Here is a 14,684-nt window from a genome sequence, read left to right on the forward strand (position 1 = left end):
GAACAAAAGACACCATTCGATATGAATGCAAGGGAGTTTCCACGCATGGAAAACGCATCTCAGTCCACTATCAAGGGCACCGGCGTCGTTTCGGGCGTCGCTTTTGCTGAGGCCGTCTGGGTAAGACCCCGCCCCGATCTGCCGACCTCGGGCACGCCGATCGCCGAAGATGAGGCAGCGGCAGAATTCGATCGCTTTAACGAGGCCGTGCTCACCGTTTCCGGTCGTCTGGAGACCCGCGCCGCGGGCGCGGAAGGCAACGCGGCTGAGGTGCTCAACGCGACCGCCGGCATGGTCAAGGACCGCGGCTGGCACAAGGCCGTGCGTAAGAACATCAACGCCGGCAATAACGCGGAATACGCCGTCGTCGGCGCGACCGACAAATTCATCGCCATGTTCGAGGCTGCGGGCGGCGTCATGGCTGAGCGCACGACCGACCTAAAGGACGTGCGTGACCGCGTTATTGCACAGCTGCGCGGCGAGCCGGAGCCCGGCCTGCCCACCGTTGAGGGCGAAGCCGTTCTCTTCGCCGATGACCTCGCGCCGGCGGATACCGCGACCCTCGACGGCACCCACATCAAGGCGCTCGTCACCGAGCTCGGCGGCCCGACCTCGCACACCGCGATCATCGCGCGTCAGCTCGACATCCCGTGCATCGTCGCCGTAGGCGCCAAGCTGCGCGACATCGAGCCGGGCACCAAGGTCTTCGTCGACGGTTCGTTGGGTACCGTGACCCTCGGTGCTGACCCGGCTACCTCTGAGGCCGCCGTCGCGGAGTACCGCGAGCGCGCCGCCAAGGTGGCGCAGTGGACCGGTCCGGCCCAGACCAAGGACGGCCACCGCTTCCAGCTGCTCGCCAATGTGGCAGACGGCAATGCCGCTCGCGTCGCCGCTGACACGCAGGCAGAGGGCATCGGCCTCTACCGCACGGAGATGTCCTTCCTGTCCGCGACGGAAGAGCCAACTGTTGATGAGCAGGCACGCATCTATGGCAAGGTCTTCGCTGCCTTCCCGCAGTCCAAGGTCGTTGTCCGTACGCTCGACGCAGGCTCGGATAAGCCGATTTCCTACGCCACCATGGAGACCGAGGAAAACCCGGCTCTCGGTGTGCGCGGTCTGCGTATTGCCCGTGACAACGAGTCGCTTCTTACGCGCCAGCTCGACGCCATTGCGAAGGCCGCCGCTGAGCGTGACGAGAACGCTCCCACCTGGGTCATGGCTCCGATGGTTGCTACATCCTCTGAAGCCAAGTGGTTCGCAGATCTGTGCCGTGAGCGCAACCTCACCGCGGGTGCGATGATTGAGGTCCCCGCCGCTGCGCTCATGGCCGACACCATCATGCCGTACCTCGACTTCGTGTCCATCGGTACCAATGACCTCACGCAGTACACCATGGCTGCGGACCGTCTGTCCCCACAGCTGGCCTACCTCACCGACCCGTGGCAACCGGCCGTGCTGCGTCTTATCCAACACACCTGTGTTGTCGGCCGCGACAACAACGTGGCCGTGGGCGTCTGTGGCGAGGCCGCCGCTGATCCGATGCTCGCCGGCGTGCTCGTCGGATTGGGCGTGAACTCCCTGTCCTGCGCCGCCACCGCCGTCGCCGGCGTGGGCGCTCAGCTCTCGGAGCTCACCCTGGAGCAGTGCCAGAAGATCGCCGACATCGCCGTCAACTCCGTTGGCGCTTCTGAGGCCCGCGAGGCTGTCCGCGAGTACATCGCGAACATCTAAGCGACTTCTGCAGCCGCTGCCGCCCGTGCCCCGTGCATGGGCGGCTTTGTCGTCTTGGCCAACTCGTGTGTCTCGCCACGTGTCGGTCGACCGGAACATGGTTGGAGATACCGAAACGCCCCATTGGCTCATTGTGTGAACCGATGGGGCGTTGTGCAGTGGAGCGTTGGAAAGTCTGGTTTACTTGTCCTCTACGACAATGACCTCAACCTCGCGGTCGCGCAGTTGGTCGATGAAGGACTGCGGTGCGCCGGAATCCGTGATGACCACATCAAGGTCAGCGATTGACGCGAAGCTCACGAGGTAGTCATTGCCCAGTTTCGTGGAGTCGCAGAGCACGACAACCTTCTGTGCGTGGGTAACGAAAGCGGACTTCATTGCAGCCTCTTGGGAGTCTGCCGTGGACAGTCCGTGGTCGAGGGTAAGCGCGTTCGTACCGATGAAGGCGACGTCAGCGCGCATGAGTGCCATGGTGCGCAGCGCCGTATCGCCGACCACCGCCTGCGTGATGGCGCGGACCGTGCCGCCCAGCAGCTGGACCTCGGAGAGACCATTGCTGGCCAGAGAGAGCGCAATGGGAAGGCTATTGGAAACGATGGACCAGCTGTGCGCGTTAGGCTGAACCGAGATGAGGTCAGCGAGAGCGTTGATAGTGGTACCAGCGTCGAGAAAGATGGAGCCGCCCGGCTGTGGGAGGTAGTCCACCGCGGCGCGTGCGATGGCCGACTTGGCGGTTGACGCGGAGCGTGAGCGTGCGTCGAGGGTAAACTCCGCGGTCTGGAAAGACTGGGAAGCAACAGCGCCGCCGTGGACGCGGTGGACGACGCCATCGCGGTCGAGCACCGCTAAGTCGCGTCGAATGGTCTCCGCGGTGACATCGAATCTCTCGGAAAGTTCGGTGACGTTGACGCGCCCTTCGACGGCGGTCAACGAAGCAATCTGGCGGCGGCGCTCCTCAGCGTACATGGCGGCATCACTTCTTTTACTCGGGGACAATTCCGGTCAACGCGTGGTGCGGCGAACAGGACCAGTGCTGCGCAGGCCTCGGTAAGGGAGCCGGGAGCTGGTGCGTCGCGGCGCACTGCATTGCTGCGGTCGCGTTGCCGTATGAAGATATAAGACCATTGTCCCAAAACACGCGTAAAACAAAGGCGTTCGGATCTAATCTCACATTGAGGTGTGCGCCACATCGCCCCTAAAAATTGTTCTACATGGGATTTCGGCTGTGTGCGGACTTCAATCTGTGATGAGTGTCCATGCAGGTATCGCCCCAATTAAGGGGTAAAAAATACCAGAAAAGGGTGGGTAATCCCACCCTTGACTCGTAAAAGGTTATCCGATTAAATCTTGCGGAAAACGGACACGACCTTGCCCATAATGGTGGCATGAGTGCCGTCGATGGGGTCGAAGTCATCATTGTGCGGCAATAGCCACACGCCGGTGGAGTCACGGTGAAATTCCTTGACCGTTGCTTCATCGCCACCCAACAATGCTGCGACAAAGTCGCCTTCCTCGGCGGTGGACTGCGAGTGAACGATGACCCAGTCGCCGTCGAGGATGCCCGCATCCTTCATGGACTCGCCGACGACCTGGAGCATGTACAGATCCCCGGAGCCGACAATCTCGTCCGGCATGGGGAAGTAAGTGTCCACGTTTTCCTCTGCTGTGATGGGGGCGCCTGCGGCAATGCGGCCGACGACCGGCACGTAGCTCACTCCCGAGGCCTCCGGCGGAACCGGCTGTGCGTCCGCAGACTTCGGTGCAGGGCCCGGCTTCTTCTTCTGATCGTGGAGGTGGCGAACGTCCACCGCGCGCGGCTTGTTAGGGTCACGGCGCAAGAACCCCTTTTCCTCCAGCTGCTTGAGCTGGTAGGCCACGGACGAGGTGGACTGCAGTCCGGTAGCGTCACCAATCTCGCGAATGCTTGGCGGATAACCGCGCAGCAGGACTGCGTCGCTGATGACTTCGAGAATGCGACGCTGGCGCTCGCTCAGCGCGGAAACGTCAGGCTTGCCGGTATTTTTTGCTGACTTGCGGGGCATGGGGTCAAGGCTCCTTTGGGTGGGGCGAAAAGTCGTGTGGTCGGTGGACGGGACGAACGTGCGGATACGGACTGGGCGTATTTGCACGAACCGGGAGATGGCTGGGCGAGGAATATGATCCGCCGTGATGCTACCTCCGAGTCGTGCCAGAGACGTGCGACTGCCATGAAATGGCTTCCCCTCTATTTGTAGCACGCTAAGCACGGATGTTCGAGAAATTTGTACGATTTGTGGACAAATTTTCGAAACCTTGCTATAAATCGAACATAGCAACTAATTCGAACATAACAGCGACCAACTTTCGAACATGTTCTTACCGCTTCGTATGATGGCCGCACACGACGAAAGGACTCTCTCATGGCTATCGCATTGAACACTAGTCGCTTCGCAGCTCGTACCTCGTCTTTGGTTGACAATCACTCCGCCGCAGTCGTGCCGCCGGCGGCCGTGTGGGATGTCCCGGCGGGGCATCGCACTCCACGTCGAACCGGCGCCTACGGTGGGAGCGTTCGAACGCTAGATATCGAACGCCGGAGCGGTCATGGACCAGCATCCGTGCGTCCTCGCAATGCTCGTGTTGATGTTTCGAACACGGAGGAGAGGGAATCGTTGCGCGGCGGCGCAGTGCTCGGTGCCGTGTTTGGAGCAGCGCTCTTCTTCACCATCGTCTTCGGCGGCGGCGCCGCGGAAGAGACCATGACTGGTGCGGATATGGCGCCGCAGGCAGAAGTGGCCGCTGTCAACGGTGCCCGCTAGGTCGCTTGGTCACGCGGGCGGTAGGGAAAGCTTCGCTTGGGGACGTCACGGCGCGGCATGCCGGGGACGTTCGCAAGCGAGACATAAGTAAATAGGGCCCGCGAGGGCAGGGCGCTACACTGGGACATCGAATCCGTACCGCACCCATGGCCGCACAAGTGGCCGTGGTCGCTGCGGCACCGTGGAGAGGAGTCCCAGTGTATTGCCCGTTTTGCCACAATGAACAGTCGCGCGTCATCGACTCACGCGTCGTGGACGCGGGCACAGCCATTCGCCGGCGCCGCGAATGCACGAACTGCACGGGTCGCTTCACGACCGTGGAGAAGGCCGTGCTGCTCGTGGTCAAGCGTAACGGCATTACGGAGCCGTTTAGCCGCGACAAACTCATCCGCGGGGTGCGCCGCGCATGCCAGGGACGCCACGTGCCGGATGACGCGTTGAAGCGCCTTGCCCAAGAAGTCGAGGAAACCGTGCGCAGCCACGGCAGCTCCCAGGTCAACGCCAACGACATCGGTTTGGCGATTCTCGAGCCGTTGCGACATCTCGATGAGGTGGCCTATCTGCGTTTCGCGTCGGTGTATAAGTCCTTCGAAAGTGCAGACGACTTCGAGTCCGAGATTCGCCTCATGAAGCGTCGCGACCGCGCAGACAGCTAGAAGAGCCGGGCCGCGCGCACTGTGCCCGGATACATAGAGCACAAAGGGCCGGGGCGACCTTATTCATGAGATCGCCCCGACCCGACGCGTTGCCGTGGGGCGCTGTTTAGCGCAGCTTGTCCACGGCTTTTTGCACGCGACGTAGCGAGATGGGGCGGGCGGTGCCGAGGCGCTGAGCGAAGAGGGAGACGCGCAGTTCCTCGATCATCCAGTGGATCTCCTTGACCTCGCGGGTCTTCTTGCGGCCAGCGGGGAGGTTGCGCAGTCGGTTCTTCAGGTAGGCGTGGGCCTCGTCGATCTCTGCCTGGCGGTCGGCATCTTTGTCAGGGTCCATGCCCATTTCCTCCAAGCGAATACGCATGGCGGCAACGTAGCGCGGCAGGTGCTGCAGATGAACAAGCCCGTGGACCGTGACGGCGTTACGCGGCAGCAGGAACTCGAGCTGGCGGCGCATATCGTCGATGGCGGGGCCTTCCCACTTGGCGAGCTCTGTGACGACGTTAGCGTATTCCACGAGACCGGGCGCGAGTGCTACGACGGTACGGCGCACGGCACCGGGGACATCGGGTTTGACCTTGGCGCGCAGCTTCTCAAATTCCTCGGGTGAGCGCACGGGACCGCCGGCGGACATCATGAGGTCGCGAATTGCGGCGACGCGGGCGTCGTCGACGAGCCCCTGGGCGCCGCCGTGCGGATACGAGTCCACGGCAACCCGCTGTTGCAAGGGCAGACCCTTGACCATGGGCCCAGCCTGCACGTGGATATCGCGCATGAGCAGGGTGAGCGTGGTGGTGAGCATGGCGGCATCGGCAGCAGCCTTGGTCGGGTGCACCTTGAGCTCCACGCCATCCTTGGTGGCGACGAGCGCTGGATAGGCTTGGACCTCGTGGCCGTCGACGACGGTGGAGACGGTCTCCTCCACGGTGCCGAGGGTCTCGGCAGTCCATTCCTTCACGGCCTTGGACTCGGACTTGCGGCCTACGCGGGAGACGGAGGACTTGATGGAACCGGCTTGGCGCTCGACGAGAGCGGCCAAGTCACGGTCCGAATCCACAATTTTGCCGCGCTTGTCGATGGCCGCGTAGTTCATCTTGAGGTGAGCGGGCAGGGCGGACGGGCGGAAGTCCTCGGTCTGAATGCCGGAGCCGCCGAGCTCGCGGAGGACATCGGCAAGCTGCTGCGTGACGGTGCCTTCGTAAGGGATGACGCGGTCGAGCGCGCGCTCGGCGAACTCGGGCGCAGGAACGACGGTACGGCGCAGGGCCTTGGGCAGGGTGCGGATGAGCTCGGTGAGTAGCTCCAAGCGCAGACCCGGGACCAGCCAATCGAAGCCCTCGGTGTCAAGACCCGCGAGCAGCGGGATGGGCACCATGAGGGTGACGCCATCGAGAGGATCGCCCGGTTCAAACTTGTACGTGAGGTCGTAGTCGATAGACCCCTTGAGCCAGCGGTCAGGGAATGCTTCCTCCGTGACGCCGGCGTCGTCTTCCACAAGCTTCGCGGGATCGAAGTCGAGGAGGTCGGGGTGCTTCTGGCGCTCCTTCTTCCACCAGGAGTCGAAATGGTGGCCGGTCGTAATCTTTGCGGGCAGGCGCGAGTCGTAGAAGTCGAAGAGCCGGTCCTCGTCGACCACAAGTCCGCGGCGGCGTGCCTTCTCCTCGTATTCGGCGGCGTCTTCCAAGGCCTGCGCGTTCTTCTTAAAGAAGGTGTGGTGCGTGTTCCAGTCGCCAGCGATGAGGGCCTCGCGGATGAACATGTCGCGCGCGGCCACCGGATCGACGCGGTGGTAGGGCACGAGGCGGTCGTTGAAGATGGGAACGCCGTAGAGCGTCGCTTTCTCATGCGCCATCGCGGCAGCGCGTTTGCGCGACCACGTGGGCTCCGAATAATGGCGCTTGAGCAGATCTGCGCCGAGTTTTTCCACCCAGGCGGGATCGATGGCTGCGACGTCGCGGGCCCAGAGGCGGGAGGTCTCCACGAGTTCGGAGGCCATGAGGAACTCCGGCGGCTTCTTCGCGAGTGCGGAGCCGGGGAAGACGAGGAAGCGTGTGTTGCGCGCACCCTGGAATTCCTTGGAGTTGCCGTCGCGCGCGCCGATGTTAGACAGCAGGCCGGACAGCAGGGACATGTGGATACGGTCATCATCCCTGGAGGAGGACTCATTAAACTGCCAGCCCAGCTGCTTCGCTACGTCACGCAGCTGGCGCACCAAGTCGAACCACTCGCGGATGCGCATGTAGTGGAGGTATTCCTTCTTCATGCGCTTGCGGAAGGCGTTGCCGGACTGTTCGTCGCGGGTTTCCACGATGTAGTCCCACAGCTTGAGCATCGCCAGGAAATCGGACTTTGTGTCCTTGAAGCGGGCGTGGGCTTGGTCGGCCTGGGCCCTGAATTCGGTGGGGCGCTCGCGCACGTCCTGGATGGTCATGGCGGCGACGATGACGATGACGTCCTCGAGGCAGCCGGTGGTGCGGGCTTCGACGAGCATGCGGGCCATGCGCGGATCGACAGGGATGCGCGCAAGGTCGCGGCCGACTGGGGTGAGGACGGGCAGGCCGTCTTTCTCCTCGTCCTTGAGAGCGGAGAGCTCGTGAAGGAGGAGTAGGCCGTCGCGGATGGCCTTCTGGTCCGGCGGCTGGACGAAGGGAAACTCGGAGATATCGCCCAGTCGCAGCGAGATCATCTGCAGGATGACGCTGGCCAGGTTGGTACGCAGGATTTCCGGATCGGTGAACTCGGGGCGCGAGTTGAAATCGTCCTCGGAGTAGAGGCGGATGGCGATGCCGTCGGCGACACGGCCACAGCGACCGGAGCGCTGGTTGGCGCTGGCCTGCGAGATGGGCTCGATGGGCAAGCGCTGGACCTTGGTGCGCGTGGAGTAGCGAGAGATGCGCGCGGTGCCGGTGTCCACGACGTAGCGGATGCCGGGGACGGTCAGGGAGGTCTCCGCGATATTGGTGGACAGCACAATCCGCCGTCCGCGGTGCGAGGAGAACACGCGGTGCTGTTCCTCGTTGGACAGGCGTCCGAACAGGGGCGTGACCTCCACTCCGCGCCATGTGCGGCCTTCGAGGGCCTCCATCGCGTCACGGATGTCGCGCTCGCCGGGGAAGAAGCAAAGGATATCGCCCTCGCCCTCGGCCATGAGTTCCTCGATGGCTTCGCACAGTCCGTCAAGAGGATCTTGGTCCACAATCTTGCCGCCGGCCTCAAACTCGAGGGGACGGTAGCGAATCTCGACGGGGAAGGTGCGCCCAGAGACCTCAATAATGGGCGCCGGCGTCCCATCCTGGGACGCGAAATGGGACGCAAAGCGCTCCGGGTCAATCGTCGCCGACGTAATGATGACCTTGAGGTCCGGACGCTTGGGCAACAGACGCTTCAAGTAGCCCAGCAGGAAATCGATATTGAGCGATCGTTCGTGCGCCTCGTCAATAATGATCGTGTCATAGGCGTTGAGGAAGCGGTCGCGCTGCATCTCCGCGAGCAAAATACCGTCCGTCATGAGCTTGACCGCGGTCGTTGCCGACACGCGGTCGTCGAAGCGGATGGCGTAGCCAACGGTCTCGCCGATCTTCTGATCCAGTTCCTGCGCGATGCGCTCGGCGACGGTGCGTGCGGCCAGACGACGGGGCTGCGTGTGGCCGATGAGTCCGCGGCGTCCGCGGCCGAGTTCCAAGCAGATCTTGGGGATCTGCGTGGTCTTACCGGAACCGGTTTCGCCAGCGATAATGACGACTTGGTTGTCGCGGATGGCCTCCGCGATGTCATCCTTGCGCGCCGAGACGGGCAGCGCGTCGGGGTAGGTTATCTCCGGAACGGAGGCATCGATAAGCGCGACGCGCTCCTGGGCCGCCTCGATATCGCGGCCGATGGCGGTGCGGGCACCCTCGGAGCGTGCCTTGTGGAGCCGGCGCTTGAAACTGCGTGCCTCGGCGAGGGATACCTTTTCAAGCGCGGCGAAGAGTTCCTCGCGCGAAGGGGCTGTGGTGTTTTCAGACATAGTTGCGCACCAGTCTACCCGCCGCTGCGCGTAGCTTTCCGATGCCGCCGTGCCCGGCGCCCCACAGCCTCCCGCGCTGTGGATTGTGAGCACATCAGTGGCGGTTCTTCGCTACTCTAGAACCGTTCAGCAGCGCGGGGAGAGTCCCCGTAGCAACAACGTGTGAGGAGCAGTGACGTGACGAACCCACAGGATCCACGCAATCCGTTCGGCGGCGGTGACTACAACTCTGACGGCACTGGTGAGAACGGTGGTGTCTACGGAAACGGCGGAAACTATGGCTACGGTGAGTATGGCCCCACGAATCACCCGGAGGACGCGCCGGGCTTTGGTCAGCAGCCCGCGGGTGGAATTCCGAACTACCCGGGCTACCCGGGGCAGGGCAGCGGAGCAATTCCGGGCGGCCAGCCGGGACCGGGCTACCAGGGCTACAGCGCGAACGAGGCGCTCTTCGGTTACGGCGGCGCGGCGACCGTGAAGGCCGGACCCGAGACGTCCGTCACGGATGCCTTCGGGTGGGGCTTCAAGGCGACGTTCGGCAACGCCAAGCTGTGGATCGTCGGCGGCCTCGTCTACTTCCTGGCTGCCGCGGCCTTCGGTGCGCTGGGCGCTGCGCTCGGCGGCGATGAGGGCTCGAATACATTTGTCGATGTCGTTTCCGGCATTCTGTCGCTTATCGTCATGCCGTTCATCCTCCGGTTGGCGCTGTGGCAGATCGATGACCCCACGACGGAGTGGGGCTTCGTTGGCCGCGACGTGAAGTTCTGGCCGACACTGGGTGCGGGGCTTGTCGCCTCCATCATCCCGGGCATCGTGACCTTCGCGCTTATCGCGTCGCCGTTGTTCGGCATGATCGACCTGATGGACAAGCCGAATGTGAGCAATGACGAGCTCTTTGCGGCGTTGGGCTCGTTGTTGCTCATGCTGCTCGTCGTTCTCGTGGTCACCGTGATCATGACCCCGCTGTTACTGCTGATGCAGTGGCACGCGGCGGACGGCGCCAGCGTCAAGGACGCCATCGTGCAGGGCTTCCGTGCCGGCCTGCGTCACTTCTTCCCGCTGCTGGGCTTCACCCTGCTCATGGGTCTCATCATGATGTTTGGCCTCATCGTGACCTTGGGCCTAGGCGCGTGCGTGCTGCTACCGGCGTATACGCTGGGTACTGCACACTACTACCGCCAGGTCGTGGGCGGCGAGATTCCCGCAGCAGGCCGCAAGGCATAGCCACCTTCACGTATACAGCGAAGCGCGCCGCCCGGTCTGTGGGCGGCGCGCTTTGCTATGGAACGCGGGGGCAGTTCGGCGCTTTAGGCAGGGGAGAGCGGTGCCGAACGCTCGACGGCGTTGTGGAATGCGGCGGTGACGAGCGCGCCCAGCTCCTCGAATTCCTGGGAGCGCGCGGCCGAGGAACGGAAGACGAGGCCGATGGTGCGCTCGGCGACGACGTCGGGGGCGAAACGGCCCACGGCGAGCTCCGGGTTGCCGCATTCGGTGGCGAGCGCGGACTCGGGGACGAGCGTGCTGCCCAGGTTGCCCATGACGAGCTGCATGATGGTCGTGAGCGAGGAGGCGCGGGTCACGGCGTTCGTCGCTTCTGCCGGATTAATGTGCGCGGTGCGGCAGAGGTCGAGAATCTGATCGCGCAGGCAGTGCCCGTCATCGAGGAGGAGCAGATCGAGGTCATCGAGCTGCTTGAGCTCAAGGTCGGTGCGGCCGGCGAGTGGGTGCGAGACATTGGTGACGACCCGGAAATTCTCGTGGTAGAGCGGCACCTCGACAAGACCATGCGACTCCGCAGGCAGCGCCATGATGGCGACATCGAGCTGGCCGTCGCGCAGGCGCTGGACGAGGTTATCCGTCTGCTCTTCGACGAAGCGCGGTTCGAGCTCCGGGAACCGCTCGGCGATGGAAGTGAGGAGGTCCGGCAGGATATACGGCGCGATCGTAGGAATAATGCCAATGGTAAGTGGGCCTGTGAGGGTCCCGTTGGCGCCGCGGGCGTGGGCTAAGAAGGCATCGGCAGCTTCGAGCGTGGCCTTGGCATAAGGGAGGAGAGACTCCCCCGCTGTAGTAACAATCACTTTGCGGGTGGAGCGCTCGATAAGTTGGACGCCAAGGCCTTGCTCGAGCGCGACGAGCGCCTGGGAGAGGGAAGGCTGGGAAATCTGCAGCTTGGTAGCGGCGGTGCCGAAGTGCTTATTCTCGGCGATCGTCACGAAAGTGCGCAGCTGAGCAAGCGTGGGACGATACTCTTTATTGTGCATGCCTATAACTCTAACACTTCTTAATAAGTTTAGCTATTGACAGCCCGCGATTTGATAGGCATAATGGAGCATGTTGGCCACACAGTCCCGGTCATTGTGAGCGGGGCCTGCGGAAACGGCCAGTAGTGAAACCATTCAAGTTGTTTGCACCCTAAGGAGTAACACACACTATGCCTATCTTGACCGTTGGCGAGAAGTTCCCGGAGTTCGACCTCACCGCTCTGAAGGGCGGCGACCTGCACGACGTGAACGCGCAGCAGCCGGAGGATTACTTCGAGCAGGTTTCGCTCGACAAGTACCAGGGCAAGTGGAAGGTTGTCTTCTTCTACCCGAAGGACTTCACCTTCGTCTGCCCGACTGAGATCGCTGCATTTGGCAAGCTGAACGAGGAGTTTGAGGATCGCGACACCCAGGTTCTGGGCGGTTCCACCGACAACGAGTTCGCTCACTTCAATTGGCGTGCAACCCACCCGGAGCTTAAGTCCATCCCGTTCCCGATGTTCGCTGACGTCCGCCACGACCTCATCCGCGCCCTCGGTGTCGAGAACGCTGACGGCGTTGCAGACCGCGCTACCTTCATCATCGATCCGGATGGCATCATCCAGTTCGTCTCCGTGACCCCGGACGCTGTCGGCCGTAACACTGACGAGGTTCTCCGTGTCCTCGACGCTCTGCAGTCTGAGGAAGTGTGCGCCTGCAACTGGGAAGCTAACGACCCGACCAAGAACATCAACAAGCTCGACGTCGTCCAGTCCTCGCTCTAAGGCTGCGCCCATCTCAGGCATTGGGCCATGAGCTTTCAAGCCTCGCACACTCTGCGGGGCTTGCTTTTGACCATCGATTGAAAAACACCTATAAAACGCTGTAAGGAGCAAAGAATATGTCTATCGACAACCTGAAGTCTTCCCTGCCGGAGTACGCCAAGGACCAGAAGCTGAACCTGGGCACCCTCACTCGTTCCACCGAGCTCAACGAGGAGCAGCTGTGGGGCTCCATCCTCGCCGCGGCCGCTGCCACCCGCAACGACACCGTCCTCTCCGAGATCATGGAAGAGGCCAAGGAGCACCTGTCCGCTGAGGCTATTGAGGCTGCCCTCGGCGCCGCTACCGTCATGGCAATGAATAACGTTGCGTACCGCGCTAAGGGCTGGCTGGGCGATGACTTCGCTCAGGTCAAGTTCGGCCTGCGCATGAACATCATTTCCAAGCCGGGCGTTGAGAAGGCCAACTTCGAGCTGTGGAACACTGTTGTCTCCGCCATCAACGGCTGTGAGCACTGCCTCGTTGCTCACACCAAGACCCTCCAGGAGGAGGGCCTGACCAAGGAGCAGGTCTGGGAGGGCATCCGCGTGGCTGCCACCGTTCAGGCTGTTGCACAGGCTGTTCAGATTGAGGCTGCTCGCTAAGAGCATGCACTCCTAGAACCGGTGGAGCTTCCAGTTCTCTTGCACTGGGCCTTGCGTTCACACGAGCGCAGGGCCTTTTTGTGATCCTTGGGGAAAATCCACAGGTGAGATCATTTCCGTTTGAGCTAGAACGGGCGTGCGTTGTGCGCTAAATTAAGAGCAGTTGTGAGAACTGCATTGACTAGGTCTTCGCATCCTGCCCACTTTTAGTTAAGGAAGGTCTATGAGCACGTCGTCGCGCCTCGCATTTAGCGGTTTGGTCGCTGCCGCGGCCTTGGGGATCGCCGCCTTTTCTTCTGACGGCTCCGCCGTTGCCAGCCCGCACGACGCCACGGCTGAGGAAACCGAGAGCCCCGCGACATTTTAGGGGTACGGCTTTGCCGTGCTTTCCGCGGCGAGGAACTCCAGGAGCGTCGCGCGTTGTGCCCGCTTTTCCGCGAATGTGGTGAGCGTTGGGAGGCCTATCGAGATGCCCTGGCCTATGGGGAGTGGCTGCGTGCCGAAGCCGCCGCCGACGCGCACCGTCTGAGGTAACGGCGTTCCTTGCAGCGGCGTGGTGCCGGAGCTCTACTCGAAGTCCAGCTTGTAGTGCTCCGGCTTCACCCTGCCAAGGAGCGTGCTGTAGACGAAAGTAAAGAGGAAGCCGAGAGCGATGGGGGCGGCGACAAAGACGAGGGCGACGATGATGACGTTGCCAGCGCTCCAGCCCCAACCTTCGTAATTGAGGGCGGCGAGCGGGCCGATGAGGCCGGAAATACCGAAGCCGGCCGAGATAGGCGTGCCGGAAATGCCCACGGCGCCGTCGATGCCGCCGAGGATGGCCGCAGAGCTTAAAATCGGCAGCAGGGTAATGGGGCGCGAAAAGACATTCGCCATCTGGACCTTGGGGGAGCCGAGGACGTGGAGGATGGATGTCGCAAAGCCATTGGCCTTCCAACCGATGATGAGCAGCGTGAAGCCGGTGGCGACGGCACCGAGGTCCGCCGTACCGGAGGCCACGCCCTCCATGAAGATGGCGGTGGCGATGCCGACGGTGGAAATCGGCGAGACGATAAGGAATGCGAAGAGCGTGGAGAGCACGATGCCCATGAGTACGGGCTCGAGCGTCGTCGCAGCGCTAAGCGGTGGGCCAGGCGCCGGGATGGTAGCGCGGGGCGCCGAAGAGTAACATAAGCCCCAGCGGTAACACTCACACCAGCATGATGAAAGGACTCTTTATGTCGTCTCGTTTCCAGTCCAGCTCCCGCCTCACGATCCGCGCGGCGGTGGCTGCCGTCCTCGCTGCAGGAATGGCTGCGGTCAGCCCCACGGTGGCGAGCGCGGATGAGCAGTCTGACCGCGAGTTCCAGCAGGAGCTCGACGCCGTGACGAGCGGCAAGGTCGTCCTGCCGTACCAGTCGCCGACCAACTCTCAGCGCTCGTGGGACACCGAGAAGTTTCTTACGCCGAGCGACTCGGCGTTCTGGAACCAGAACGTGGGCGGCAACCGGATTGTCTCGCCGCAGGGCAACGATGGCCTCGTGTGCGTCCACACGCGGTGGGTCGTTGGCCCGTGTTATCAGCACGGCAAGAAGCTCGAGTTCGTTGGCCAGGGTTGGGAAGGAATGTACATCAGCCCGGATCTCCCGGTGAATGCCATTCGCGACGCCACGAACTTCGCTCTGTCCGCGAATGGCGGTGGCCTGGTTCCGGTCACTACGTCCTCGGTCAACGCCATCATCTTGTCGTCTATCTTGACGCAGTACCCGGAGCAGTTCCCGGAGGTTCTCTCCTCGCTCGCGCAGCGTTAGAACAGCGTTAGGCAAGCCGGAGCCGAGGGGCGTCTGG

The 14,684-nt window shown here is 62.6% G+C and carries 12 protein-coding genes and 1 pseudogene; 8 read left to right on the forward strand and 5 right to left on the reverse strand.

Annotated elements, in window-relative coordinates:
• Positions 1–45: 45 nt before the first annotated feature.
• Positions 46–1,731, forward strand: a complete 1,686-nt coding sequence (gene ptsP / locus HMPREF3227_RS02950) for a phosphoenolpyruvate--protein phosphotransferase (protein ID WP_066510095.1) — start codon at positions 46–48, stop codon at positions 1,729–1,731.
• Positions 1,732–1,911: 180 nt separating this feature from the next.
• Here ptsP and HMPREF3227_RS02955 read toward each other — a convergent pair whose 3' ends face one another.
• Positions 1,912–2,697: a DeoR/GlpR family DNA-binding transcription regulator gene (locus tag HMPREF3227_RS02955; RefSeq protein ID WP_066486512.1), complete on the reverse strand. Its 786-nt coding sequence runs from the start codon at positions 2,695–2,697 to the stop codon at positions 1,912–1,914.
• Between the two features lie 374 nt (positions 2,698–3,071).
• A complete protein-coding gene (gene lexA, locus HMPREF3227_RS02960; protein WP_066486503.1) occupies positions 3,072–3,773 on the reverse strand; it encodes a transcriptional repressor LexA in 702 nt (233 codons plus the stop codon).
• A gap of 555 nt (positions 3,774–4,328) precedes the next feature.
• On the opposite strand from lexA, the gene HMPREF3227_RS13195 reads away from it, so the two are divergent.
• Both HMPREF3227_RS13195 and nrdR read left to right on the forward strand, forming a co-directional pair.
• Entirely contained in the window at positions 4,329–4,529 is a 201-nt protein-coding gene (locus HMPREF3227_RS13195) for a hypothetical protein (RefSeq protein ID WP_141629113.1), read from the forward strand.
• Between the two features lie 197 nt (positions 4,530–4,726).
• Positions 4,727–5,185, forward strand: coding sequence for a transcriptional regulator NrdR (nrdR, locus tag HMPREF3227_RS02965; RefSeq protein ID WP_066486500.1), 459 nt, complete (start codon positions 4,727–4,729; stop codon positions 5,183–5,185).
• 106 nt (positions 5,186–5,291) lie between these two features.
• Here nrdR and hrpA read toward each other — a convergent pair whose 3' ends face one another.
• A complete protein-coding gene (gene hrpA / locus HMPREF3227_RS02970; protein ID WP_066510105.1) occupies positions 5,292–9,188 on the reverse strand; it encodes an ATP-dependent RNA helicase HrpA in 3,897 nt (1,298 codons plus the stop codon).
• A gap of 177 nt (positions 9,189–9,365) precedes the next feature.
• Here hrpA and HMPREF3227_RS02975 point away from each other — a divergent pair, with 177 nt between their 5' ends.
• Positions 9,366–10,412, forward strand: a complete 1,047-nt coding sequence (locus HMPREF3227_RS02975; protein ID WP_066510113.1) for a hypothetical protein — start codon at positions 9,366–9,368, stop codon at positions 10,410–10,412.
• Between the two features lie 83 nt (positions 10,413–10,495).
• On the opposite strand, the gene HMPREF3227_RS02980 is transcribed toward HMPREF3227_RS02975, so the two are convergent.
• Complete coding sequence (locus HMPREF3227_RS02980; RefSeq protein WP_066486490.1) at positions 10,496–11,452, reverse strand: hydrogen peroxide-inducible genes activator; 957 nt, start codon at positions 11,450–11,452, stop codon at positions 10,496–10,498.
• A 170-nt stretch (positions 11,453–11,622) separates the two neighbouring features.
• Here HMPREF3227_RS02980 and HMPREF3227_RS02985 point away from each other — a divergent pair, with 170 nt between their 5' ends.
• The 3 genes from HMPREF3227_RS02985 to HMPREF3227_RS13200 all read left to right on the forward strand — a co-directional run bounded on the left by HMPREF3227_RS02985 (position 11,623) and on the right by HMPREF3227_RS13200 (position 13,224).
• Positions 11,623–12,216: a peroxiredoxin gene (locus HMPREF3227_RS02985; RefSeq protein ID WP_066486487.1), complete on the forward strand. Its 594-nt coding sequence runs from the start codon at positions 11,623–11,625 to the stop codon at positions 12,214–12,216.
• A gap of 116 nt (positions 12,217–12,332) precedes the next feature.
• The gene (locus HMPREF3227_RS02990; protein ID WP_066510115.1) at positions 12,333–12,857 is read left to right on the forward strand and encodes an alkylhydroperoxidase, AhpD family; all 525 of its coding nucleotides are present in this window, start codon (positions 12,333–12,335) and stop codon (positions 12,855–12,857) included.
• A 223-nt stretch (positions 12,858–13,080) separates the two neighbouring features.
• Positions 13,081–13,224 (forward strand): hypothetical protein, encoded by a 144-nt coding sequence (locus tag HMPREF3227_RS13200; RefSeq protein ID WP_154666913.1) that lies wholly within the window; start codon positions 13,081–13,083, stop codon positions 13,222–13,224.
• 200 nt (positions 13,225–13,424) lie between these two features.
• Here the strand turns inward: HMPREF3227_RS13200 and HMPREF3227_RS02995 are convergent.
• Positions 13,425–13,988, reverse strand: a pseudogene (locus HMPREF3227_RS02995) (PTS sugar transporter subunit IIC); the annotation flags it as partial.
• Between the two features lie 86 nt (positions 13,989–14,074).
• Between HMPREF3227_RS02995 and HMPREF3227_RS03000 the strand changes: the two are divergent.
• Positions 14,075–14,647 carry a hypothetical protein gene (locus HMPREF3227_RS03000; RefSeq protein ID WP_066510121.1) on the forward strand — a complete coding sequence of 191 codons (573 nt, stop codon included), beginning with the start codon at positions 14,075–14,077 and terminating at the stop codon, positions 14,645–14,647.
• Positions 14,648–14,684 lie beyond the last annotated feature (37 nt).

The sequence above is a fragment of the Corynebacterium sp. CMW7794 genome, from assembly GCF_001563605.1.
Lineage (GTDB): Bacteria > Actinomycetota > Actinomycetes > Mycobacteriales > Mycobacteriaceae > Corynebacterium > Corynebacterium phoceense.

Bases quoted from the DNA above. Each gene is read 5' to 3' on its own strand.
- ptsP (WP_066510095.1), top strand. From the start codon at position 46: ATGGAAAACGCATCTCAGTCCACTATCAAGGGCACCGGCGTCGTTTCG.
- HMPREF3227_RS02955 (WP_066486512.1), bottom strand. From the start codon at position 2,697: ATGTACGCTGAGGAGCGCCGCCGCCAGATTGCTTCGTTGACCGCCGTC.
- lexA (WP_066486503.1), bottom strand. From the start codon at position 3,773: ATGCCCCGCAAGTCAGCAAAAAATACCGGCAAGCCTGACGTTTCCGCG.
- hrpA (WP_066510105.1), bottom strand. From the start codon at position 9,188: ATGTCTGAAAACACCACAGCCCCTTCGCGCGAGGAACTCTTCGCCGCG.
- HMPREF3227_RS02980 (WP_066486490.1), bottom strand. From the start codon at position 11,452: ATGCACAATAAAGAGTATCGTCCCACGCTTGCTCAGCTGCGCACTTTC.
- HMPREF3227_RS02985 (WP_066486487.1), top strand. From the start codon at position 11,623: ATGCCTATCTTGACCGTTGGCGAGAAGTTCCCGGAGTTCGACCTCACC.
- HMPREF3227_RS02990 (WP_066510115.1), top strand. From the start codon at position 12,333: ATGTCTATCGACAACCTGAAGTCTTCCCTGCCGGAGTACGCCAAGGAC.
- HMPREF3227_RS13200 (WP_154666913.1), top strand. From the start codon at position 13,081: ATGAGCACGTCGTCGCGCCTCGCATTTAGCGGTTTGGTCGCTGCCGCG.
- HMPREF3227_RS03000 (WP_066510121.1), top strand. From the start codon at position 14,075: ATGTCGTCTCGTTTCCAGTCCAGCTCCCGCCTCACGATCCGCGCGGCG.